At 43.7% G+C, this 22357-nt stretch carries 20 protein-coding genes and 1 other annotated feature; of the genes, 3 read left to right on the top strand and 17 right to left on the bottom strand.

The window, feature by feature from the left end:
• Positions 1-25: 25 nt before the first annotated feature.
• From ACWNM1_RS10065 to ACWNM1_RS10080, 4 genes are all read right to left on the bottom strand, one after another.
• Positions 26-829, bottom strand: coding sequence for an ABC transporter permease (locus tag ACWNM1_RS10065; protein WP_149644867.1), 804 nt, complete (start codon positions 827-829; stop codon positions 26-28).
• A gap of 104 nt (positions 830-933) precedes the next feature.
• A complete protein-coding gene (locus ACWNM1_RS10070) occupies positions 934-1710 on the bottom strand; it encodes an ABC transporter ATP-binding protein (protein WP_449600871.1) in 777 nt (258 codons plus the stop codon).
• Between the two features lie 181 nt (positions 1711-1891).
• The gene (locus ACWNM1_RS10075) at positions 1892-3175 is read right to left on the bottom strand and encodes an SLC13 family permease (RefSeq protein WP_449600872.1); all 1284 of its coding nucleotides are present in this window, start codon (positions 3173-3175) and stop codon (positions 1892-1894) included.
• 166 nt (positions 3176-3341) lie between these two features.
• Complete coding sequence (locus ACWNM1_RS10080; protein ID WP_449600873.1) at positions 3342-4679, bottom strand: PQQ-binding-like beta-propeller repeat protein; 1338 nt, start codon at positions 4677-4679, stop codon at positions 3342-3344.
• A 242-nt stretch (positions 4680-4921) separates the two neighbouring features.
• Here ACWNM1_RS10080 and ACWNM1_RS10085 point away from each other — a divergent pair, with 242 nt between their 5' ends.
• Entirely contained in the window at positions 4922-6007 is a 1086-nt protein-coding gene (locus ACWNM1_RS10085) for an LLM class flavin-dependent oxidoreductase (protein ID WP_449600874.1), read from the top strand.
• 368 nt (positions 6008-6375) lie between these two features.
• On the opposite strand, the gene ACWNM1_RS10090 is transcribed toward ACWNM1_RS10085, so the two are convergent.
• Both ACWNM1_RS10090 and ACWNM1_RS10095 read right to left on the bottom strand, forming a co-directional pair.
• Positions 6376-6612 carry a hypothetical protein gene (locus ACWNM1_RS10090; RefSeq protein ID WP_076285512.1) on the bottom strand — a complete coding sequence of 79 codons (237 nt, stop codon included), beginning with the start codon at positions 6610-6612 and terminating at the stop codon, positions 6376-6378.
• Entirely contained in the window at positions 6609-7616 is a 1008-nt protein-coding gene (locus ACWNM1_RS10095) for a TIR domain-containing protein (RefSeq protein WP_042191948.1), read from the bottom strand. The genes ACWNM1_RS10090 and ACWNM1_RS10095 overlap by 4 nt, the downstream gene beginning before the upstream one ends.
• 157 nt (positions 7617-7773) lie before the next feature.
• On the opposite strand from ACWNM1_RS10095, the gene ACWNM1_RS10100 reads away from it, so the two are divergent.
• Complete coding sequence (locus ACWNM1_RS10100) at positions 7774-8925, top strand: N-acetylmuramoyl-L-alanine amidase (RefSeq protein ID WP_449600875.1); 1152 nt, start codon at positions 7774-7776, stop codon at positions 8923-8925.
• Positions 8926-8997: 72 nt separating this feature from the next.
• Here the strand turns inward: ACWNM1_RS10100 and ACWNM1_RS10105 are convergent, their stop codons facing one another.
• From ACWNM1_RS10105 to ACWNM1_RS10145, 9 genes are all read right to left on the bottom strand, one after another.
• On the bottom strand, positions 8998-9912 hold the full coding sequence (locus ACWNM1_RS10105; RefSeq protein ID WP_449600876.1) for a glycine betaine ABC transporter substrate-binding protein: 915 nt from the start codon (positions 9910-9912) through the stop codon (positions 8998-9000).
• A 44-nt stretch (positions 9913-9956) separates the two neighbouring features.
• Entirely contained in the window at positions 9957-10613 is a 657-nt protein-coding gene (locus ACWNM1_RS10110; RefSeq protein ID WP_449600877.1) for an ABC transporter permease, read from the bottom strand.
• Complete coding sequence (locus ACWNM1_RS10115) at positions 10610-11749, bottom strand: ABC transporter ATP-binding protein (protein WP_449600878.1); 1140 nt, start codon at positions 11747-11749, stop codon at positions 10610-10612. Before ACWNM1_RS10115 ends, ACWNM1_RS10110 begins: the two co-directional genes overlap by 4 nt.
• 192 nt (positions 11750-11941) lie before the next feature.
• Positions 11942-12577 (bottom strand): TrkA C-terminal domain-containing protein, encoded by a 636-nt coding sequence (locus ACWNM1_RS10120; RefSeq protein ID WP_280787943.1) that lies wholly within the window; start codon positions 12575-12577, stop codon positions 11942-11944.
• A gap of 81 nt (positions 12578-12658) precedes the next feature.
• Positions 12659-13918 (bottom strand): Nramp family divalent metal transporter, encoded by a 1260-nt coding sequence (locus ACWNM1_RS10125; RefSeq protein WP_042194556.1) that lies wholly within the window; start codon positions 13916-13918, stop codon positions 12659-12661.
• A gap of 267 nt (positions 13919-14185) precedes the next feature.
• Entirely contained in the window at positions 14186-14410 is a 225-nt protein-coding gene (locus ACWNM1_RS10130) for a DUF2933 domain-containing protein (RefSeq protein ID WP_449600911.1), read from the bottom strand.
• A gap of 56 nt (positions 14411-14466) precedes the next feature.
• Complete coding sequence (locus ACWNM1_RS10135; RefSeq protein ID WP_449600879.1) at positions 14467-16146, bottom strand: glutamine--tRNA ligase/YqeY domain fusion protein; 1680 nt, start codon at positions 16144-16146, stop codon at positions 14467-14469.
• A gap of 179 nt (positions 16147-16325) precedes the next feature.
• Positions 16326-16586, bottom strand: a binding site (T-box leader).
• A 68-nt stretch (positions 16587-16654) separates the two neighbouring features.
• Entirely contained in the window at positions 16655-18211 is a 1557-nt protein-coding gene (locus ACWNM1_RS10140) for a tetratricopeptide repeat protein (RefSeq protein WP_449600880.1), read from the bottom strand.
• A 49-nt stretch (positions 18212-18260) separates the two neighbouring features.
• Complete coding sequence (locus tag ACWNM1_RS10145) at positions 18261-19115, bottom strand: copper amine oxidase N-terminal domain-containing protein (RefSeq protein WP_339798715.1); 855 nt, start codon at positions 19113-19115, stop codon at positions 18261-18263.
• Positions 19116-19284: 169 nt separating this feature from the next.
• Between ACWNM1_RS10145 and ACWNM1_RS10150 the strand changes: the two genes are divergently transcribed.
• Entirely contained in the window at positions 19285-20496 is a 1212-nt protein-coding gene (locus ACWNM1_RS10150) for an oxalate decarboxylase family bicupin (RefSeq protein ID WP_449600881.1), read from the top strand.
• 89 nt (positions 20497-20585) lie between these two features.
• On the opposite strand, the gene arsC is transcribed toward ACWNM1_RS10150, so the two are convergent.
• Together arsC and ACWNM1_RS10160 are read right to left on the bottom strand one after the other, a co-directional pair.
• Positions 20586-21005 carry an arsenate reductase (thioredoxin) gene (gene arsC / locus ACWNM1_RS10155; RefSeq protein ID WP_341051597.1) on the bottom strand — a complete coding sequence of 140 codons (420 nt, stop codon included), beginning with the start codon at positions 21003-21005 and terminating at the stop codon, positions 20586-20588.
• Between the two features lie 21 nt (positions 21006-21026).
• Entirely contained in the window at positions 21027-22316 is a 1290-nt protein-coding gene (locus ACWNM1_RS10160) for an arsenic transporter (protein WP_339243534.1), read from the bottom strand.
• Positions 22317-22357: the final 41 nt, after the last annotated feature.

Raw genomic sequence — 22357 nt, forward strand, 5'->3', positions numbered from 1 at the left:
CTTTCGTTTCTTGCGCGTTTTCTGTTTATCCGCGATAGCTGTCCTGCCATCTCAGCAGCCGGCGTTCAATGTAGCGAACAATAGAATCACTCACCAGTCCTGCAATGGCAAAAATAATAATTCCCACGAACACCACAGGTGTATCCGCAAATTGCCGCGCGTCCGACATCATATACCCAATGCCTGAAGTGGAAGCAATCAGCTCTGCGACTACCAGACCTAACCAAGAGAGCCCCAAGGAAAGGCGCACTCCGAGAATAATATTCGGCAATGCCGCTGGAAGTACTAGTCTTACAACCTGTTTTAACCGGCTGAATCCAAGCACTCGAGATACCTCGAACAGCTTGTTATCCACGCCGCGAATACCCATGAACGTATTAATATAAAGCGGAAAAAATGCTCCTTTAGCAATCAACAGCACTTTAGACTCCTCACCGATCCCGAACCATAAAATGAATAGCGGCACTACCGCCAAGCTTGGTATCATGCGAATCATTTGCAGGGATGGATCTAGCAATTTCTCTGATCTGCGGAACAGACCTACGAGAATGCCTAATAGCAGACCAAGTCCACCACCGAGCAGGAATCCGGAAAGGGCTCTGACCAAGCTGATCCTAAAGTTCGGCCATAAATCCCCTGAAGCAGCCAAGGTTACAAATGATTCAGCAATGGTATACGGCGTCGGGAACAGCATCTCTGAGATCATTCCATAGTGTCCAAGGGTTTGCCACAGAATCAGCACAGTGCCCGGCAGCAGAAGGCCCAGTCCCAATGTTGTTACCTTTCCGGGGCGTCCGGAAGTTCTTACGGCTATAGCCCGGTTTGTCATGCTCTGCACCCACCTTTTTTAGCTTTACAATCTCTTTAAATAACAAAAAGAGACCCTCGAATATTGAACACTTCCGGAGGTCTCCATTGGTATGGTCGACATATTTATATTCCTGCCCCGTCAATAAGCTCAAGCTCATCGACTTTTTCAAAATAATTCAGCACCTTCAGGCGTAGCTCTTGAAAGGAAGACGTTGTTTTTTTACGTGGATACGGCAAATCAACCGGGACTATCTTACGTATTTTTCCGGGGCGAGGTTCTAGTATCACTACCCGATTACCTAGAAATACAGCCTCATCAATATCATGCGTTACAAAAATCATGGTTGTTTTGTTGGCCCGCCAAATGTCCAGTAACACCGTCTGCATATGCGCTCTAGTGAACGCATCCAGTGCACCAAACGGTTCATCCAGCAGCAGGATTTTGGGATTTCGTAGTAGCGCACGGGCTATCGCCACCCGCTGGGCCATCCCTCCCGATAACTCCCGGGGATAGGATTTCTCAAACCCATTTAACTTGACGAGATCAATTAACTCATCGACCTTGTGTCTAATTTCTTTGTTGCCTAGCGGCAAATCGGAAGCAATATTCTTCTCTACTGTGAGCCATGGAAATAGACGATGCTCTTGAAAAATAAATCCCTTATCGATTCCGGGACCCCCAATCTCCGTCCCTCCTAAGGTAACGCTCCCCGTATATCCACTGTCCAAACCGGCCACGATGCGCAGCAGCGTGCTTTTGCCACAGCCGCTGGGCCCGATGACCGTAATGAATTCACCCTCTTGCACATGAAGATCAACATTATACAGTGCCTGAACATGACCTCCGGTAGACTCAAAACGTTTATTTAGATTTGAAATCGACAGCAACGCTTCTCCCATCGTGACCCCTCCTTAAATTCTGTATACAAAAAAACAGAGGTATTGCGCTTTTATATTCGCAATACCTCTGTAGGAACAGTCGGTAATTTTTATTCAAAGTAAATCAATTGGAATTATAATATTTAAAATATCATCCATTTGAAAAGCTGTCAACAATAAAACTTTTTTCAGACACACTTGTTTACATCAGATACCTTAAATATAAATATATGCTTGAGATCACAATGGACAGCAGCATTAAAGGGAAACCCACCTTCAAATACTTCATGAATGTAATCGGATAGCCCTCTTTTCCAGCTAGACCAGCAACGATCAGATTAGCACTGGCACCGATCAATGTACCATTGCCACCCAAGCAGGCACCCAAGGCTAGACTCCACCAGAGGGGCTCCAGATTGGTGATCCCCATCTGTCCCATCTCCTGTATCAAAGGAATCATCGTTGCTACAAAAGGAATATTATCAAGAAACGCAGAAGCAATTGCACTGACCCATAAGATCATCATCGAGCTCATGAACACATCCCCACCCGTTAAATCAATCGCTTTGGCAGCCAGCTCCGCGATGACACCTGTCTCGACGAGTCCTGATACCAAAACAAACAGTCCGATAAAAAAGAAGATCGTAATCCACTCCACGCTGTGAAAAGCTTTTTCCAGCATGTGTTCTCCTCCAGTTAATAAGAGCAGTAAAAAAGCCCCAGCTAAGGCAACCGTAGCGGACTCCAAATGTAGCGCCTGATGTAAAAAGAAGCCTATTATCGTAAATCCAAGTACTGTAAGGCATTTTCGCAGCAGCTTATGATCCGTAATCATTGCCTTCTCGTCCATGTTCATGATACTTTGCTGCAATTCCGGAGTAGATTTAATTTGCTTACCAAACATCAGTAGTAAAAGCGGGATATAGGCTAACATAATGATGATAATCACAGGTGTTAGATTGCTGATAAAGGACATAAACGTCAGCTCTTTCACAGCACTGCCGATCATAATATTCGGTGGATCTCCGATCAATGTTGCCGTCCCACCGACATTCGATGCAATAATTTGTGACATCAAAAAAGGCAGCGGATTTATACGCAGTTGCCTTGTAATACTGAAGGTAACAGGCACCATAAGTAGCACTGTTGTAACATTATCCAAGAAAGCAGAAGCCACAGCAGTAACAACAAACAAAGCAATCAGGATTCTTCTCGGTTTCCCCTTCGCCAGCTTTGCTGATTTCACTGCCGCATATTTAAAAAGGCCTGTCTCTGCAGTAATCCCTACAATCATCATCATGCCTACAAGTAATCCGATGGTATTAAAATCAATGTGATGCAGTGCCGTCTCCTGATCCACAATACCCATCGCTACCATAACAATTGCGCCTAACATCGCTAAGATTGTACGGTGAATTTTCTCAGAAATAATCAGTCCATAAATCAGTAGAAAAATACCTATCGCCCAAATCGCTTGCTGTTCCATGATATCCCCCGGTCCTTCTCTTTAATTTCGTTAATGTGTAACCTACTCATTATATAACCTATTTATCATAAATTAGATTTATATTTTTCGCACTGGAATTGTGGATTATTCAATAAAAAACGACTCTGCCGAGTATTTATCGGAGAGCCGTTTTTTATGGAGTCAATTATTTCATTTTTAAAACCTGAGGCTCCTTGAAAGCGGTCAAAATACCTTTGCTCTGCACAATAATCATACCGCTTTCCAACAAGGTTGGACCGAACACTCTACCTGATGTTTTGAGCTGCACAACCGGTTTTGCGGAAATCAAATCTATCGCGATTAATTTGCCGTCAGTCTGGGCCACATACATACCATGTCCGAGCAGATCAAAGCGGGCAATCGGATTGCTGATTCCAGTATACTGAATCACTGATTTATTGGTCATTTTAACACCATAAATACTCTGTTCTTTACTAAAAAGAATTCTTCCATCGTAAGGCCCAGCGGCGTAGGATAACTTAGCTCCGATGGATTCGTAAGAATAATTATCGCGTGTTACGGTAGCAGGATCAGCATTGACTGGATAGCTGTAGACACCTTTTTGTCCTGTTATAAAAATTCTGTCACCGTCACTCCAAGCAATGCCCCCCTTTGGTGCTTCAGGATCATTTGGGTCAATATTAGCAGGGTTATAAACTACCGTCTTCACTACTTTACCTGTCTTAACATCCAAACTGTCGAGTGTAGTAAGAGGAAGAGCGTCGAATAAGGTAGCCTTCCGTTGTGTTTTAAGCGTTCCATTAATCTCAGTAATCGGAAAATAATAATCTCTGTTATTCCAAAGCTCTTTACCCGTTGTTCGATCAAAGGCATGTAGAATATCATACGTATACGCTCCGGATTCTGAGTTTTGAGCTAATATCAGGTTTCCCTCAACCATGAACGGTTCATACAGCTTTTCACCGAAATTATCACGCCACTGCAATTTTCCATCCTTCAGATTGTAGGCTTGAATATCACCATTGGCAGCAAAAAGCTGATCTTTATCAATAACTAATTGGCTGATGCCTTTACTGTTTACCGATGAACTCCATTTATTTTTTCCAGTAGCCGCGTTGACTGCATAGATTGTGCCTGCTTCTGAGGTCACATAGGCCACACCATCTTGGTAAAGTAACGGTGTCTTTAATTTGGAGCCATATTTCCACATTACTTTTCCAGTCTGAGCGTTAATGGCTAAAAGCTGACCCTTTTGTAGGATAAAAGCTTTACCCGCACCGACTGCAACAACGCCCTTGCCCATAATGTAGTCCGTCGGTATATCTCCTAGCGTTGGCAAATCCATCGTAGTGGACCACTCAACCTTCGCAGCAGACAAATTTACATAATAGTCATCTAAATTCGAGCCTATAAAGGAATTGTGCGAATCAACCGCAGCAGCTTGTACCGGGTTTACCATAAGCAATACCCCTACACCAATAATCGCAGTACGAAGATATGACTTCAATAATGTTCCTCTCACCACTACACGCCTCCTCATATAAATGCTTCAATTGGATAGATTCTCAAAATAAAATATAATACTAATTACGAACAGGATGTAAGAACATGGATTATTATCCCTTATTTTGACATCCGCAAGAGCAGAAATCAAAACATTTACTCATAAACTTACAATTTGTAAGTTATTGTGTTATAATAATCACATTCTTCTATAAACGAACAAGCTTTATCAAATATATGAATAACAAGGGGTTTGTAATCATGAGTAACGAGGTAACCACAGCACCAGCATCCGATTTTGAATTCGGTATCTACACCTTAGGAGACATTGTAGCTGATTGTCATACCGGGGATAAGATCAGCCCGAAACAACGACTCGACGAAGTTGTAGCTGCGGCCAAGCTGGCGGATGAGGCGGGGCTTGATGTATTCGGTGTAGGTGAGCATCATCGCCTTGATTTTGCGATTTCTTCGGTTCCAGTCGTGCTGGCAGCCATCTCCCAGGTTACCCGCAGAATCAAGTTGACGAGCGCCACTACTGTATTAAGCACCATTGATCCCGTGCGCGTATTCGAGGATTTCGCCACACTTGATTTACTGTCAGATGGCCGTGCAGAGATTATTGCTGGACGTGGCGCTTTTGTGGAATCTTTTCCGCTCTTTGGGTACGAACTTGAAGACTATCACCGACTATTCGCCGAGAATATTAATCTGCTTCTCGAGCTTAATAAGCATGAAATTATGAACTGGGAGGGTTTCTTTCGCTCATCCTTGAAGGAATCTGAGATTGCACCACGCCCTCTTCAGCAAAGCCTTCCTGTATGGATTGGTGTAGGTGGTTCTCCTGAAAGCGCGGAAAAAGCTGGCGTACTCGGAACTGGAATGGCCATCGCCATTCTTAGCGGTAGTCCAGAACCTTTCCAAGAGCTTGCTGCAACTTATCGACGCGCTGGAATTCAGGCGGGTCATGCCCCTGAATCTTTAAAGATTGCGATTACTAGCCACGGCTACATTGCCGAAACTTCACAGCAAGCGCTCGATGAATATTACCCATACTACTATAGTTATCGTAATTCCATCAGCCCAAAACCTGGTCAAGAATACAATGTATCTCGTGACGACTTCGGGCAATATGTATCTGCTGATAACACGATGGCTGTAGGTAGCCCGCAGCAAATTATTGAAAAAATCCTCTATCAGCATGAGCTGTTCGGCCATAGCCGCTTTATGACTCAGCTCGACATCGGCGGCCTTCCTTACGCCAAGGTAGCCAAAGCTATTGAACTATTGGCAACTGAGGTCGCCCCTGTCGTACGACGCGAAATTGCCAAGAAGAATAGCCGATAGAACTGGAGGCTGTACCAGTTAATAAAAAAGCACTTCTCCCGCTCGTGGAGAAGTGCTTTTTGTGCTGTTGCAACATTGTGTCTTGCTGTAAGAAGTGAACCGGAAGCTCTGCTCAAGAATTAGGGAATATCTCCCTGAAAATCGGAGATTTCTACTCAATAGACTAATAATTAGGGAATACCTCCCTATAATTAACCTGATTCGGCGGTAAATATAGATATCCCCCCGATTTTTAGGCAGGAATTCCCTGTTTTTACTCATTTAGAGTAATTATCAGCTATTTTCAGGGAGCTTTTCCCTAATTACTCTCAAAAAAAGAAGCTGCCCCCTAAGTAGATTCACTACTTATGAGACAGCACTTATGCTCATCACGCAAAGGATGGTTTATTGTTGTCTACCTTCCCGCTAATAAGCTTCTTATATTCATCGTCTCCACCATCTAAAGAAGGCGCAGTATAAATTTGAGCTGAAGCTGGTTGCTGAGCGGAATGGCTCGACCCTGTTTTGCTTGTGGTATTCTTATTATCTTCTGCACTCCTGCTTCCACCACTTGCAGAGCGGAGAACAGCACCCGATAAGTTGTTAATACCCTTTATTCGCTTCATGCTGAATCCTCCCCTACTAAATGATTGATGGTACGGAATAAATCCTGATTATTCGCAACTACCGCCTTAAGATCATCCGCAGATAATCCATCACTCCCTGAAAAGTGTACGGAAAGAACATACTTCTTACCTAGAGGATAGCATAGGATATATACCTCCGCAACTTCCGTGCGTTGAAAAAAAGTCCATTTGCTCGATAAAAATGCATCTACCACACTAGGCTGCTTCTCATTCCCTTTCGTTACAGTCAAGGAATAGGAGTGCCCACGTCCGACATTCCCTCCCACCTGAACAAGCTGTTCCTTCTCTTGAGCCTGCCAGATCGCAGCACCGATCACACGACAATGCTTCGGAGGTAAGAAAGAATTGCGAATCGCCTCACTTAGTGCGTGATACTTCTCTCCATCCTCAGAGATGGTCACATTACTATTATATTGCCAAAAAAAATGAAGGATACTTTCTTTGCGCCTTAATTCCATCTTTAGCTGCTCTAAATCTTTCACCGGGTCACGGAATTTCCCAAACCCCTGGACACTATCAATAATCTTACCACAGCTCACATCCACAGCAGCCGTAGGATTATCATGGTGCATCTCATACTCTAAAGCTGTAATTCCCGACAAATCGGACAACAGATGATATTCTTCAACATTCTGTCCAGGGATTAAATCGTCACGGGCAGTTACCTGATCTGGCACTAAGCAAAAGACGCGATTACGCCGTAATCTGGCCCAAAACAATCCCATTTCAAACCCCGTATTATCACGAGTCACATAATAAAATTTACCGCGTATTTTGGCGACATCATCTGGCGAAAACACAAATACGGCAAAATCGCTCTCATCCAAATTTCTCTCCAGTGCCTCCATCGTGTATTCATTCGCTCGAAAGGCATTGGCATACCAAGGATGTACTTCAGCATCCCTCTTCAGCTGCTCATGAATCGCTCTTGCATAACGTATGGATTCCCTGGAAGATCCAATGAATAGCTTTGGTTTAGTCACGGCAGTGCTCCTTCATCCTTCCCGATATGTAATAATTATACAAGTCTTTAGACCATCGGAAAAGAGGCCAAGTTCTCATAAATATCTCAAAAAATATTATTCTAAACCTCGTAAAGTGGGTAAAAAATTACGACTACTTTGAAAAAGCGAGGATACTATGAAAAAAATGATAGGTGTCACATTGCTTGCAGCAAGCCTTATGGGTATAACAGCGTCACAGCCTGCTGAAGCTAAAACGGCAGCCGTTAGTTATACCGCTCAGGTATACGCGAACTCTTTAAATGTACGCAGTGAGCCGGCAAAGAATGCAACCGTTGTAGGATCTATTAAGAACGGAGCAAAAGTAACTGTGACCGATGAACAGCACGGGTGGTTGAAGGTTAAGACGGGGAACACCTCTGGCTGGGTAGCCGGCTATTACCTTAAAAAGGTGAACAATAACTCCAAGCCATCTGACGCTTCTGGATCATCGGTAGCTTCCAAACCTAGCACTACTTCTTCCACCTCAACCAGCGCCTTGAGTAGTACCACTAAGGTTACAGTTACGGCAGATTCACTACGCGTACGAAGCGGTCCAGGCACACAATATAAGGTGCTCGGTTCTTTAAAAGCTAAGGATACAGCTACCCTCCTCCTTCGTCAGAACGATTGGGCACGAATTCGAACAGCCAGCGGTGACATCGGTTGGGTAGCAGCGCAATATATCCAATCTGGAACCACGCCAAGAAGCACAAGCACTACAAGCAACATTTCGCGCACAGGAAATTTACGAGGAAAATTAATCGTCGTAGATCCCGGTCATGGCGGCAGTGATCCGGGAATGCTCGGCACTACATATAACACCATGGAAAAGGATTTGAATCTGCAAACTGCAATCTATGTTCGCGATGCCCTTGTAGCTAAAGGTGCACGGGTAGAAATGACTCGTACCCGGGAGGATCAGAAGCCTACACTCGCTCGGCGTGTTCAGATGAGTGAGGCTCTGCGTGCAGATGCATTTGTAAGCATTCATTATAATTCTTCACCGAAAAAAGTGTCCGGGACACTGACCTTCTTTTACTCCGAATCCGATGATCTGAAGCTGGCACGAGCAATTGAAACCCGGCTGGGACAAGGTATTGGTCTTAAGAGCAACGGGTTGTCCTTTGGCGATTATCATATTCTGAGGGAGAATCGAATTCCAGCTACCTTAGTTGAACTCGGATTCCTTACCAATCCTATAGATGAATCAATTGTCCGCAAAGCCTCCTATCAGAAAAAAGCAGCCAAGGCTATCGCGGAAGGATTGGCAGACTATTTCAAAAACTAGCCATTCCTATAAATAATCAGCAAAGAAGCAGGCTAGGAAATTCCCTAGCCTGCTTTAGTTTGTATTTCATATTTAGCCTTCTATTAATCCCTTCTTGATCAGGAAATTACGAGCTACATCCTCTTCCTTGAGCGCATCCACATCAACTTCTGCGTTCAATTGCTGCATTTCTTCGTCACTGATTTGTCCGCTCAGTTGATTCAGGATACCTTCCAATTCAGGGTATTTATCTAGCGTATCCTGACGAATAATCGGTCCTGCATCATACGGTGGGAAGAACTCTTTATCATCTTGCAAAATCACCAGATCATGTACTTTAATTTGAGCATCCGTCGCATAGGCATTGGTTACATCGGTTTCCCCATCGTCGATCGAACGATACATGATACCATGGTCCATTCCTTTGCTCTGCTTGAAATCCATACCATAAAGTTTTTGGATACCAGGGTATCCGTCCTCACGATCCAAGAACTCGAACTCTACGCCAAGAACCATTTCTCCAGATACTTTCGCCAAATCACTGAAAGTCTTTAGATTGTACTTCTCAGCCGTTTCACGACTAACAGCTAAAGTATAGGTATTATTTATGCCGAATGGATCCAGAAAGGCCAATCCATCTTTTTCGAGCAGCTCTCTGGTTTTTATCAACGACTCCTCAGAGTTTCCAGTCTCCTCCTGATAGTAATTGGCTACAATGGTACCGGTGTAATCCGGATATAGCTGGATGTTATTATTCTCAAGTGCACTCCAAGCTACATTAGAGCCTCCCAAGTTCATCTGGCGCTTCACTTTAATATCGGTTTTATCTTCTATTAGATCAGCCATCATATGAGCGAGTAGAACATTTTCCGTGAAGTTTTTGGAGCCAATCGTAATTTCTCCACCGTTACCGGCAGCAGCTTTATTATTCCCGCCACCACATCCAGTAAGTAACGCCCCTATTAATACTGTAGTTAAAACGCCTGTCATTAATTTTGGAATTTTCATATATAATCTCCCCTTTTTATATTCTATCGAGACCAGAGTTTTAGTTATACTTTCAATCCCTTTGGAGTCGTTAACCGTTCAAGCAATCCAAGCAGATAATCCAGCACGAGTGCAAGAATCGCGGCCGGAATAGCACCAAGTAAGGTTAGTGCTTCGATATTCCGTTGAATACCTAAGAAAATAAATTCACCCAATCCGCCAGCACCGATAAAGGCTGCCAAGGTTGCTGTCCCAACATTAATAACTGCAGCAGTACGGATCCCCGCCATAATTACACTTAAAGCTAAAGGGAGTTGAACCCTAAATAGAATCTGCCAGCTCTTCATACCCATTCCCCGGGCTGCTTCCACTATAGACTGATCCACATCAGTAATTCCCGTGTAGGTGTTGCGGATAATTGGCAGCAGTGAATATAGAAATAAAGCTACAACCGCCGTCTTCATCCCTATGCCAAATAGAGGAATCATAAATCCGAGCATCGCCAGGCTAGGTATCGTCTGAAGAATTCCAGCGGCACCAAGCGTAATCCCTTTCATAGGTTTAACCCGTGTAATCATGATTCCAAGCGCAATGCCAACAATAATTGCAAATAACATGGACAAGAGCACCAGTTGCATATGCACTCCCATAGAATGAATCAAATCTTCCCTACGTATATCTAATTGATAGATGAGTTGTTGCCATAACGATTGATCTCTCATACAGACACATCCTCCTCTTTCGTGCCTCCCCATTGTGCAGCAAACGCCGTCAGAAGACTGCCTCTTGTAACAATCCCGGCAATGTTCCCCTCAGCGGTTACAATCGGAATAATGCCGTAAGGAGCTTCCGTAATTAATGATAATGCGTCTCTCGCTGTCGCTGTATCCTGCAGCACCACCCCAGGTGGTGTCATAATTTCTTCGATAGTAAGGCTTTGTTCCATTTTGGCGGTAACATCATAAGCGGAGACTATGCCAAGTAGCTTACCTTTCTCGTTTCCAACCAGTAGTGTATCCATTTTGCGTTGACGCATAAAGGTAAGAGCTTTACCCAGCGTGCGGCTTGGAAGTGATGTGGATGGATTGTCACGCATGACTTCTGTTACGGGGATATACTCAGGGTTTTGGTAAATACGGTTTTTGCCGATAAATGACTCTACGAAATCATTAGCAGGCCGGCTGAGCAGCTCATACGGTGTATCTAGTTGAACGACTTCACCATCTTTAAGAATAGCGATTTTATCTCCAAGCTTCAGTGCTTCATCCATATCATGTGTTACAAATACTATTGTCTTCTTCACTTCTTGTTGCATGCGTAGCAGTTCATCCTGCAGCTGCTCACGGGTAATAGGGTCCAAAGCACCAAACGGTTCATCCATCAATATAATCTCGGGATCAGCTGCCAATGCACGGGCTACACCTACACGCTGCTGCTGCCCACCTGATAATTGTTTCGGATAACGTTTGGCATATAGGGCCGGATCAAGTCCGACTAGACGGAGCATTTCGAGCACCCGTTCTTTTCTCTTATTCACATCCCACCCCTTTAGGTCAGGAATCAGACCTACATTGTCTTCTATGGTGTAGTGCGGGAACAAACCAGCTTGTTGAATAACATAACCAATGTTCTTGCGGAGGGTTACGGGGTTCTCCTTGGTGATATCTTTGCCGTTGATATAAATATGGCCTGAAGTATGCGGAACAAGACGATTTATCATTTTCATCGTTGTTGTCTTTCCGCAACCGCTCGGACCGATCAATACTAGTATTTCTCCAGCTTCAATTTCAAAGCTAATATTCTTAACTGCTTCATAACCATTCGGGTATTTCTTACCTACTTTTTCAAATTTCAGCATAGGGTCTCTCCTTCTTATCTCTATCGTCAGATCATCTCTCCGGCGACTCTGTAAGTTAAACTATAACAAACAACTCCCAAACTGACAACCTATGTACTAGTTATAGGTTGTTTGTAAATAATTGTAATAACATAATTATAAAAAAAGCTATCCAGTGATAAACCCTGCTGGATAGCCTTTTTCAATCTATTTTTATAAATGATTCTCTGAATTTTTATTGATAAATTGTTCCGTTCTTTGGTACATTTTCTCATCACCAACTGCTACAAGTACATCATGTTCTCTGAGTATGACATGAGGACCTGGGGAGATCGTTATATTAGCACCTCGGCGAAGCGCTATAATCGTAGCACCTGTATTCTGCCAAAATTGTAATGCTCCAATGGTTTTGCCAACCACATGTGATTCTTCATGGATTGTGATTTCTTCCGGATGGTACGGCTTTAAATTCTTCATCCGGTCTGATGCTTCGATAATTCCAGTTAGTACCCTTTCGAACTTACCGTCGAGCTTCTTTTTTTCAAGCAACAATTGCTCTAGGTCCTGTTTCAACGAATAAGCTGATTTCAGATAGTTATTCCTGGTAATATACTCATACGCCTTTTGATCAGAGATGACAATAATCTCTTTTCCCTGCGAAACAAACACTATATTCTCATCCTTCAATAATCCCATAGCCTTACGAATCGTCTCGGGAGAAACATGATATTGCCCTGCCAATAGAGAACGCCCGGATAGCTTACTCTGTACGGGAAATTCCCCGCTTACAATTCTTTGTGCAATATCAAGGGCTATAGACTTATAACCGGATATTTCTTGCATGGACATTGTCGATCTCCTTACTCTGGCGTGAATTATAAACATGCTCAAGTATACCTTTTTTCACTCACCAAATAAAGATGTCCTGCCTTATCCAAATATTTGATATACCAAAAATAAATTTAACGATACAACAAGACCAGAGATAAGCCAGCCGAGCGCAGCTGTCATCTTACGATTCACTAACCCGCCCATTATCTGACGATTGCTTGTAAACATAACCAGCGGTACCAGAGCAAAGGCAATCCCAAAGGACAAGATCACCTGACTGATCACGAGCGCTTTCGTTGGATTCACACCAAAACCGATGATCGCCAAAGGTGGAATAATCGTAATCGCACGGCGTAAGTACAGGTTAATTCTTTTGTTGATGAAGCCTTGCATCACTACATCACCAGCCATAGTTCCTACAGAAGAGCTCGATAGTCCTGCGATGAGTAGTCCTAAACCAAACGAGATCGCCGTTACGGGTCCAGCTAAATGACTAAATTGCTGAAACGCAACATCCAAATCTTCAACCACGATACCATTTTTGAAAAATAATGCGGCTGAGACAATAACCATCGCCAGATTCACTGCCCCTGCAATAATCATCGCAATAATAATATCTATGAATTCCAGTTTAAAGATCTGTTTCTTCTCCGCTTCATTTACGCCTACAATTCGGTTCTGTGTAAGTGATGAATGTAGATAAATGGCATGTGGCATCACGGTTGCGCCTAGAATTCCTGCGGCCAAAAGGATGCTGTCCACCCCTTCAAACTTAGGTGTAAACATGCCTACAGCAACAGCACCCATATCCGGTTTAGCTACAATTACTTGAAAAGCAAAGGCTAATACAACTATAAGAATCATTGCAGCAATTCCGGCCTCAAGGGAACGGTAACCCCGGCGCTGAAGCTCTAGAATAGCAAATGAACCGACCGCAGTAATGAGTGCTGCCGGCAGCATGGGAATATCAAATAATAGATAAAGCCCCAATGCTGCCCCGATAAACTCCGCCAGATCCGTAGCTATAATCACCAGTTCACTTTGAATCCATAAGAAGATCGATACACTCTTCGGAAAACGATCATGAGCGATCTCCGGCAGATTCTTTCCTGTAGCAATACCAAGCTTGGCAGATAACGCCTGAATAAGAACGGCCATTAAATTCGAGGCTACAATCACCCATAATAAAAGATAGCCGTATTTTGAACCTGCCGTAATGTTGGTGGCAAAATTACCTGGATCCAGATAAGCAACCGCAGCGATAAACGCTGGACCTAAGAAAGGAAGTAATCTTTTAATTCCTTTGGTCTCCCCATTAAGTACGGCTTGCGCCGAAATGGAGTTTTTATGTTGTCTCATATGCGGTTGTTCTATATGTGGTTTTTCTATTAAAGTTTGTTCCAACATATCAATTCCTCCTCTTGCCCGAAAAAAGTTGTCTATATACACGAAAGTTTCCTCTGTGCAACTTATATTTAAAGTATATGCTCATTTCTGAAAAATGTAAATATGTTTCATAAGAAATTTTCATATGCTTGTCCACCTACGACCAAGAACAAAAAAAGCTGGACGATGATCAGAAATTACCCGATCTTCGCCCAGCTTAAGCCAATTACTCCGAAATGCTTATGATGTGAGACTTTGAATATCTCTTCTCATTTGTTCATTCTGCATTTTCAGCTCATTCAATTCTTTCTGAAGCTCCTGATAATCAGGCGACGCTTGCTTTCTCGACCCATGCCCGTGCCCGTGTCCATGTTTCCCACCCAGTCCGAACATCATAAATAACATCATCAAAGGACAGATCAATGTGATTAACCAAGACCAATTCATAACATTACCCCCTACAATTTCATTATGACCTCTATATCATAAAGAAAAGTTGTGGAGAAAGGATGTGCTGTGAATTAGGAATTTTTCTTCCATGTATCCTTCAGCGGCACAATTCGGTTCAGTACCAGCTTATCTGCTGTGGTATATTTCTTATCCACACAGAAGAATCCATGCCGGATGAATTGAAATTTATCTTCTGGAACTGCACTCGCCATGGAAGGCTCCAACATACAATCCTTCAGAATGGTTAAGGAATCTGGATTAAGATACGCGTCCCAGCGCTCATCCTCTTCTTTAGGACCGTCGTTATCTTTTAGCAACCGCTCATATAGATGAACTTCCGCCTTGATCGCGTGCTCTGCCGATACCCAGTGGATGGTCGCTTTAACCTTCCGTTCATTAAATCCACTTCCACTCTTCGTTCTCGGATCATAGGTGCAGCGAAGCTCTATAACTTCTCCAGTTGCTTCGTCCTTGAGCACCTCATTGCACTTAATGAAGTAGGCGCCCTTTAACCTAACCTCATTCCCTATAGTCAGCCTGTGATAACCTTTGGGTGGCTCCTCCATGAAATCCTCTTGTTCAATATAAAGCGTCCGTGAAAAAGGAACTTCCCTTTCCCCAAGCGTCTTATCCTCACTGTTATTCTCAATCTTCAGCCATTCGCTTTGATTCTCAGGGTAGTTAGTAATAACCACCTTTAGAGGCTTTAGAACAGCCATCACGCTAGTTGCCTTCGCCTTCAAATCTTGTCTAAGCGAATGCTCTAACATGGCAATATCTACAATGGTGCTATTCCTAACAAATCCAATTTCCTTCACAAAATTCCGAATACTCTCCGGCGTAAAACCTCTTCTCCGCAGTCCACGAAGCGTTGGAAGTCTTGGATCATCCCATCCATCCACATAATGTCCTGTAACCAGTTGTCTAATATACCGTTTGCTAGTAACGACGCCGGTGATATTTACCCGTCCGAACTCCCTTTGCTTTGGAGCCTCAGGGGTATCCAGTTCATTCAGTACCCACTCATACAGTGGTCGATGATCCTTAAACTCAATGGAACATAGGGAATGCGTAATCCCTTCGATCGCATCTTGTATAGGATGGGCAAAATCATACATCGGATAGATGCACCAATCGTTGCCTGTTCTATAATGCTCCGCATGAATGATTCTGTAAATCACTGGATCACGCAAGTTGATATTAGGTGAGCTCATATCTATTTTGGCCCGTAATACTCTGGCTCCCGTCGGATAGGCTCCATTCCTCATCTCTGTGAATAACTTCAAATTCTCTTCCACAGAACGCTCCCGATAAGGGCTGTTCTTTCCCGGCTCCGTAAGCGTTCCTCTATATGCTGACACCTCTTCAGGTGATAAATCGCAGACGTAGGCTTTTCCTTTTTGGATTAACTTTACCGCGCTATTGTATATTATTTCCGAATAGTCTGATCCGTAGAAAGTATGGTCTGGCGGGTAGCCCATCCATAGCATATCTTCGCGAATAGCATTTACATACTCCAGATCCTCTTTTAAAGGATTGGTGTCATCAAAGCGCAAATGGAACTTCCCGCCATACTTTTTCGCAGTCGTATAGTTCGTGTGAATGGCATACGCACTGCCAATATGCAGATACCCGTTAGGCTCTGGTGGGAATCTCGTGCAAATATCTCTACTGTAAGTCCCAGCTTCCAGCTCTTCTTGAATCAATCTGTCGATGTAACTCTCTGCTAATCCTTCCGGTTCCTTGTTCATTGGTATTACCTCCTGTTTATAAGTGATATCCGCCTGATTATTCTGCACAAGCATAAACGCCTTCGGCGTCCTATAAGGACGGTAAGCGTTTATGCGAGAAATATAAGGATAAAGTATAATGTGAAACTTATACTTTCTTATATTTAAATAAAAAGAACCTCACCTCCAAGACTTATGGTCTTGGGGACGAAATTCTCGCGGTACCACCCCAGGTTCATTAATATGTCGCCATATTAATCTCATCAAGTACGGCAATGCAGCTTACGCAGTGCTTATACTCTAGCTCTATAACAGGAGCTCCCGTCATACCATCCCCGTCGATCGGTTCCGATATACCGCTCAGAGGCTTGTTTCGATAAAATCTCCCTTACCCTGTTCTCATCATCCAGGGCTCTCTGTGAAAGAATGATTTTATTTACTCTTCTCGTCATCGCGTTTAATTATTTTGTATAGGATACCAAATAGATGGTCCTGTGTAAATGGTGCTGTACTTCTGTCTGCTTACGATTTAATCCTCGCTCAGAGCCGTTATCAGTTCCAACACTACTTCATTATCCGGCTCTACAACCAAAGCTCTACGCGCGTAATCCAGTGCAGCCCCTTCAGCTCCAAGCTCATAGTTACAAATCGCCATACTATAAAGCACCGAGGCTAATGGTTCTTCCGTATTGGCATGCATAGACCGCTCTAAGTAGGCTAACGCCTCCTCGAACTTATCCATTTCATACAGCAGTAACCCAGCATCCAATGATAGGTCATAGCTCTGTTCCATCGGATAGTAGCCTGTCCACATTAATCGTATCCCCTGCTGAAGATCCAGCATTTCTTCATCGCTGGCATCCGGCAGCAGCTCCGAAATCTGTTCAGCACTATGGATAAACCATTCTGCATCATACCCACCTAAGCGCCAAAAAGCCAAAATCTGCTGGAGACCCATTGTATCTAATTGCTGATCCATCCATTCCTTCATACTGAAGAAATCATCCGGGCCAAAACGCTCTATAAACCGCTTGTAACCTAACCGAGTGTTTGTATAGCTCATCGGCGCGTCCAGCATAAGAATGCATCCGATATTTAAGTTTTTGTAATGATGAGTGGTAAATAAGGAGTGTGCTCCTTTTTGCTCCAACATATATTGAATTGCATGATAATTCGCCGTTAAGGAGAAGCTACCGTGATGAATCAGCAAAGGTGGTTCCGCAAATTCCCAATTCTCTATTCGGTGATCTCCCTTATCCGCTGTAAGGAGTACGAACCCTTCTGTAGACAACTTAGCTAGCCGCTCCAGACAAGTAAGCCCCACCACAGGAAACAGAATATGGGAATCCTCCAGCTTCTGCTGATAGAGCTTTATAACATCGTGATAGGGGTAGGTTTCCACTTCGTACTTAGCCGCTCGAACATAATGATACTGTGGGATGATTGTACCGAGTACATCAGAGGGGTTGTCCGAATCTGCAGCCTCTGAATACTTAATCGACACCTCACATTCAAATATTTTACCTTCATCCACATAAATTAATTCCTGCGGGATACTGTCAAAAAAATAATTCGCCACAAGCAGCAGCGGCTGCTGTAAATCGCCAGGTTTGATGCTGAGCTTAGCGTGCACTAAATACAGTTCAGTATCCTGTACAGCATCAAATCGTGCGAAATCCAGTATACCCTGCTCTACGAATGGAAGTAAGCTTGGGTGCTGCTGCCAGCTGGTTATATTTTTAACGGGTAAATCACTCATCACATAACGAAAAGGAGGAAGTGGAGTCCCCGCATAATCTATGATCTCGCATAACTCCTTAAGGATATGGAACGCTAATCGACCCGCTCCCGCTCCCAATTCCAGTATAGTGACTGTTTCAGAGAGATGTCCTTGTCCAGCCCGATCTTGCAGGAATCCGAAGATCATTTCCGCATATGCTGTCGCAATCATAGGATTACTAGTAATATACTGCGGAACCTGATCATTATTCCAAGCCTTTAATCCCTGTTCTTCATAATAAGCCCGCTGCAATTCCCAAATGGGTGCTTCACTGAAGCGATAGTGCTGCCCTTCGTTACCTGTCATCTATTTCTTAACCTGCTCTCTGTATATCTTGTTAGAACACCTATGATACTTATTCCGCTCTCAATGTACGTGATCTGAAAATGACGTATTCAGCCTCTGTAGGAATGGAAACGGAAAATGATAATAATGCCGCCTTGGAGGTTAAAGAGTCAGGTCCTTTTAACGTTTGGTAGTAAGAGTTCCCTTTACTGTCCACACTCACCAGCTCCAGTTCCGCATTCCCTTTAGGGATGACAAAACCAGAGGTGTTTTGCACACCTAAGGTTAGTCTGTATTCTTTCCCAGATTGAGTCTGTGTTAGCTTAAACGGATATAACGGATATGGATGTGCTGTTGTTTCCACTGGGTAAGGGGCAAGCGCTCGATCCGCCTCAGGCTTTGCCCATTCCTCCCCTTTTCTGGCGCCAATGCCAAGGGTTAATTTATTCACGTTATTGAACTGAGTTTCCCAGCGAAATGTCTTTAACCCCTCTAGAATAGGGGATGCTGGAACAAACAGGATTCCATCCTTGATCTCTGGGGCGATCCCTAATGAATCTTCTGTCTCCCCATTAAATTCTGCCTCTAGCTGCCCTGCTTTAATCTTCCCTACAGAGCGATCCAGTAGTGAAACGGTAACGCTGTTCGTTAATGCGTCATAGAGCAAGTCTGCACCAATCGCACTCGAGAAAGCCCGAATCGGCACCATTAATTTACCTGATTTAAAATAAGGAGCGAGTTTACCTGGAAAAAGGACGTAATACCCACCATATGACAATGGCATTACCTGAGTCCCTAACTGTACAGCCGCCGACACCGATGTAGGTGTAACCGCGGAACCCGCGGCGAACATAATTACCAATAGACCTATGACATAAGCTCTTATTCTCCCTAATCGTTGTAAGGACTCCTTAATGTGATTCATCTCAAACTCCTCTCCCTCTCTACTCCGTTTAGAACAAAGCCTCTATTAGTAATAATCAATGATCACCTTGCGCATGTCAACTTGTTCCACTTTTGTTATTCATCATATAAGACAGGATTCCGCATATATTTTCATTAAGTTATTTAGAATCAAGAAAGGAGTGCGATGGATGACTGCAGATGGACAGGATTCGCCAAGAAAGACAAATATCCCTCAGCCCATTCGAAGCGATGGCGCAGGGGGATTAGATAAAGGACCACGTGATATAATGCGGGATTTGGAGAATCCCGACATGTTTGTCCCTCCCGTGACCGATGCCGGTCTCGTCCCCAATCTAAAATTCTCTTTCTCCGATGCACATATGCAGCTTAATCATGGTGGCTGGTCAAGAGAGGTGACGGTCAGAGACCTCCCCATCGCCACTACACTAGCTGGCGTCAACATGAGCCTAACCCCCGGTGGAGTTCGTGAACTCCATTGGCATCAGCAAGCGGAATGGTCTTATATGCTGCTAGGTCGAGCTCGAATTACTGCCGTAGATCAAAATGGTCGAAACTTCATAGCAGATGTGGGGCCAGGTGATCTATGGTATTTTCCGCCAGGTATTCCCCACTCTATACAAGGTCTTGAAGAAGGCTGCGAGTTTCTGCTTGTATTCGACGATGGAAGTTTCTCTGATCTAAACACCTTGTCCATTTCCGATTGGTTTGCCCATACTCCGAAAGAAGTGCTTTCGGCTAACTTTGGGGTGCCTGCCGCTGCATTTGACTCCATTCCTAACGAACAGGTCTATATTTATCAGGATCAGGTTCCGGGTTCATTGCAAAGTCAAAGGATAGAATCTCCATACGGAGAGATCCCACAAACCTTTAAACATTCTTTATTGGCTCAACCTCCGCTGAAAACTCCCGGCGGGAGCGTCAGAATAGTCGATTCCAGTAACTTTCCCATCTCCAAAACCGTAGCTGCCGCATTGGTAGAAATTGAACCCGGAGGGATGAGAGAGCTGCACTGGCATCCAAATAACGATGAATGGCAGTATTATCTTACCGGAAAAGGACGCATGACCGTATTCGCTGGAAATGGTGTAGCACGTACCTTCAACTACAGAGCGGGCGATGTAGGATATGTTCCCTTTGCGTTTGGACATTATATTCAAAATACAGGCGACGACTCCTTATGGTTCCTTGAAATGTTCAAAAGCGATCGTTTTGCCGACGTTTCTCTGAATCAATGGATGGCTCTCACTCCCCATGAATTGGTTCAAAGTAACCTGAACGTTGGACCAGAGGTAATGAACGCCTTAAGGAAAGTGAAATGGCCCGTTGTGAAATATCCTAAGCCAAGCAAAAACGCCTCCGGCGTCCCTAAAGGACGGTAAGCGTTTTTGCTAGAAATATAAGGATAAGGTGTAATGTGAAACTTATACTTTCTTATATTTTTAAATGAATAGGATGCTTCACCTGGTAACTATTCGCCGGTCTCCGCAAATCGTTTGATTCTTTCCTCAATCTGGTCACGCACACGCTGGAACACTGCCCACTTCTCTTCATCGGTCCCTTGCGCTTTTGCCGGATCATCGAAGCCCCAGTGTTCCCGTTTGACCTTCGGAGGCGTCATTGGACATTTATCCGCAGCGTCCCCACATAACGTAATGACTAGATCCGCATTATTCAGCAGATTAGAATCAATCATATCCGAGGTCTGTCCAGTGATATCTATGCCTACTTCGCTCATAGCTTGTACAGCTTTTGGATTTAGACCATGGGCTTCAATTCCAGCGCTGTACACGTTCCATTCTCCCCCTAAATATTGCTTCGCCCAGCCCTCAGCCATCTGACTCCGGCAAGAGTTTCCTGTACATAAAAAATAAATCGTTTTCTTGTTCATCCTGATCTTCCCCTTTTCAAATTAAGTAATCAACAACCACAGATAAAGACCTAAAAGTGTAATAAACAACGTTGGGATAGTTAATATAATGCCCGTTTTAAAATACGTTCCCCAGGATATCTTCACACCTTTGGCCGAAAGCACATGGAGCCACAGCAGCGTTGCTAGTGAGCCAATCGGGGTGATTTTAGGCCCTAAGTCTGAACCTATAACATTCGCATATATTAATGCCTCTTTAATAACTCCAGTTGTATGCGTTGCATCAATTGCGAGTGCATCAATCATTACAGTAGGCAGATTATTCATCAATGATGAGATCAATGCAGCAATGAACCCCATACCCATAGTTGCAGCGAATAGCCCCTGATCAGCAATCATTCCTATCGCCTTAGCGAGTAGATCAGTTAGACCCGCATTCCGAAGTCCATATACCACGACATACATTCCAATGGAGAAGAACACAATCGCCCAAGGTGCTCCTGTAAGCACTTCTTTCACCTTGACGGAAGGACTTCTTCTCGCTAGGAGCATGAACAAAATTGCAATGATTCCCACAACCACTGATACCGGAATCTTCAAGAATCCACTAACGAAATACCCTATTAAAAGAATAGCCAGCACAATCCATGATAGACGAAACATCTTCTTATCTTTGATAGCCTCTTGCGGATCTTTTAGCTCGGAATCATTAAATCGCTTCGGAATACTTTTGCGAAAAAAGAAATAAAGCACCACGATACTCGCTATCAATGAGAATAGCGTAGGTACAATCATTTTCCCCGCATACTCCATAAAGGTAATTCCAAAAAAGTCAGCCGATACGATATTCACAAGATTGCTAACCACAAGCGGCAATGAGGTGGTGTCCGCAATAAAGCCGCTAGCAATAATGAATGGAAATACTTTTTTCTCATCAAAATTTAGCGCTCTAACCATAGCAAGTACAATAGGGGTAAGTATTAGCGCCGCTCCATCATTTGCAAAAAAGGCAGAAACCAACGCACCAAGAACGATGACATAGACAAACATTCGTGTTCCGTTCCCCCGTGCTGCTCGCGCCATATGTAACGCAGCCCATTCAAAAAATCCAATACTGTCTAAAATTAAGGAAATTAAGATGATTGCAACAAACGCCAACGTCGCATTCCACACCATCTGTGTTACATCCAGAACATCATTAAAGCTAACTACTCCAGCTAGTAAAGCTATGATCGCTCCGCCGCAGGCTGACCATCCAATCGATAAATTTCGAGGCTGCCAGATTACAAAAATTAAAGTTACCATAAAAATAAGTATGGCTAGAATGACCAATTTCTCAACACTCCTATAATCTACGAATAAATCCTATATCA

It is taken from the genome of Paenibacillus sp. Marseille-Q9583, assembly GCF_976954365.1.